This is a genomic window from Aeromonas sp. QDB68, from assembly GCF_027707405.1.
GTDB lineage: Bacteria > Pseudomonadota > Gammaproteobacteria > Enterobacterales > Aeromonadaceae > Aeromonas > Aeromonas caviae.
This window is the reverse complement of sequence record NZ_JAPCIQ010000185.1, coordinates 1-2,283: the sequence shown is the minus strand read 5'-3', so window position 1 is coordinate 2,283 and position 2,283 is coordinate 1. Positions and strand designations below refer to the sequence as shown.

At 46.8% G+C, this 2,283-nt stretch carries 2 protein-coding genes; both read right to left on the bottom strand.

What is annotated here, in order from left to right; genetic code table 11:
• Positions 1-309 precede the first annotated feature (309 nt).
• Positions 310-972: a peptide-methionine (S)-S-oxide reductase MsrA gene (locus tag PG892_RS22040; protein WP_001281573.1), complete on the bottom strand. Its 663-nt coding sequence runs from the start codon at positions 970-972 to the stop codon at positions 310-312.
• Positions 973-981: 9 nt separating this feature from the next.
• Positions 982-2,202, bottom strand: coding sequence for an acetyl-CoA C-acetyltransferase (locus PG892_RS22035; RefSeq protein WP_442865646.1), 1,221 nt, complete (start codon positions 2,200-2,202; stop codon positions 982-984).
• Between the last annotated feature and the right edge of the window lie 81 nt (positions 2,203-2,283).

Sequence of the window (2,283 nt, the reverse complement as noted above, 5' to 3'; positions counted from 1 at the left end):
ATGGTTCGAAAATGACGTGCGTGGTGCCGTCCCGGTACGGCGTCTTGAGCTGGTAGCGCACGTTGCCGCCTCGTGTTCGCCACACTGTAAGAGATCTGTTCATGCTGCGCTGATCTCAAGACCTCATAAAAACTGAGGTCTTGCTTCGGTCGATAAGCTGGTCTGATATTGGCATTATTTATTCCTTTCAAATACATGGGTAATGCGACTTACACAGATTTTTTATGCTCTCTTGGACTCCATGTGAAGGAGATCGTCACATTCTTTACATATAGAAAATAGAGTTCTTTAGCCAGCTGCAATTTCAGATTAACCGATTCGGTAAGCTTTCTGCATTTCCGGAGACAACTTTTTTAGCCAGCTTGAGAGACTGAAGCCTTTTCTATCGGTACTATTTAATTTAGTAAAATACAGATGTTCATCCCAGCGAGGACCGAAATCTACTTCTGCAAGACTTACAAGCTGTTTGTTTCTGCGAAGACGATGCTTTTGATGGTAATCTTCGGCGGGCCAAAAATAACCATTTTGTTCTCCGGCCTCAATCACCTCGGGAGATTTCTCCTTTCCAATCGCTTGAATCAGTTCTTCAGCTACTTGTTTTTGCTCCAGATCAAAAACAAAAAGTATCTGGCGATACTGGCCCTGCTTTCTACCATGAACAGACCATGATTCAAAACTTCCAAGAAGTTCCCTGTAGCTGATTTGGTCTTTATCGTAGATCACTCTGACGACTTCGGCGTGTCCGTTGATGTTGCGGTAACTCGGATCCAGAGTTGATGCTCCAGCGTAGCCAACACGTGTTTGCACTACTCCCTGCGTCCCTCCAAAATTAGAATCCGGTCCCCAAAAGCAACCCATGCCGAAAACCGTTTGACTAAGCTTCCCGATTTTCAATGCTTCTTCGATTGCTTCAGGGGTTGCAAATTCATAGCTTTCAACACCGTCTTCTTTATTCATTTTTAGATCCGACATATTTTTCTCCTAACTTTCAAGAATTGTAGCCACTCCCATTCCTCCCGCCGTGCAAACGACGATAAGGCCACGTTTTCCAGGACCAGCTGAGTGCAGTATCTTTGCTAAAACTCCGACGATCTTAGCGCCAGTAGCCGCAAACGGATGCCCAAGGGCAATGCTACTTCCACGGACATTTAGCTTCGAGCGGTCAATTTTTCCGAGAGGCTCTGATCGTCCCAAACGTGTTTTGCAGTATTCAGCAGACTCCCACGCCTTCATCGTGCAGAGCACTTGTCCAGCGAACGCCTCGTGAATTTCGTAAAAATCAAAATCCTGAAGCTTTAAGCCGTTTCGCTTCAATAATTCACTGACCGCCACAGTTGGAGCCATGAGCAAACCTTCGCCAGCGACGTAATCCACGGCAGAAGTATGAGAATCCACAATCTTGGCCAACAGCGGCCAATTATTCTTTTTAGCCTCTTCTTCGGAAGCCAAAAGAACGGTGGACGAGCCATCCGTGAGTGAACTCGAGTTGCCTGCCGTCAGAGTTCCTTTTTCGGATCGATCAAATGCTGGCTTTAGCTTTGCCAACTTCTCTAAAGTCGTATCGCCACGCATGATTCCATCCGTACTTTTTCCTAAAAATGGAAAAACGAGATCGGCATAAAAGCCGTCTTTGTACGCTTTCGCGGCGTTCAGATGGCTTGCCAGAGCCAGCTCGTCTTGCTCTTGCCGGGAAATTTTCCATTCTTTGACCATCAACTCACAATGTTCACCCATTGACTTCCCTGTTCGCGGTTCAACGACGGCGGGTGGCACGGGTTTTAAATCGCTCGGCCTAAAGCTCAAAAAGATTCTTAGTTTCTCGCCGAGTGTTCTGGCCGAATTCAATGCAACGAGCTTCTGCGAGAACGAACGAGTCACCATAATTGGCAAGTCGCTATTGCTATCCACGCCGCCCGCAATACCGCTCTCGATTTGGTAGCTGGATATTTTGTGTGCGATCTGAATCGTAGTTTCTAAACTGGTACCGCAAGCCCGCTGCACGTTATATGCTGGCGTATTCGGATGTAAGCCAGAAGCCTGAACAACTTCACGCGCAAAGTTCCAGTTGGCCGAACTTTGCATGAGTGCACCCAGAGCCACGTCACCCACGACTTTGCCCTTTAAGTTATATCTTTCGACTAAACTTTTCAGGCTAGCGGTCATAAGCTCTGGCGTGGTGACATCTCGATAGCAGTCATTGATTTCATAACCTGATTACCCATGATTAGCAGTCAGTTACCACGAACTATACTGATCTTACGTACAGTTATCGAGGTGCGAGAT

Bases quoted from the DNA above. Each gene is read 5' to 3' on its own strand.
- PG892_RS22040 (WP_001281573.1), bottom strand. From the start codon at position 972: ATGTCGGATCTAAAAATGAATAAAGAAGACGGTGTTGAAAGCTATGAA.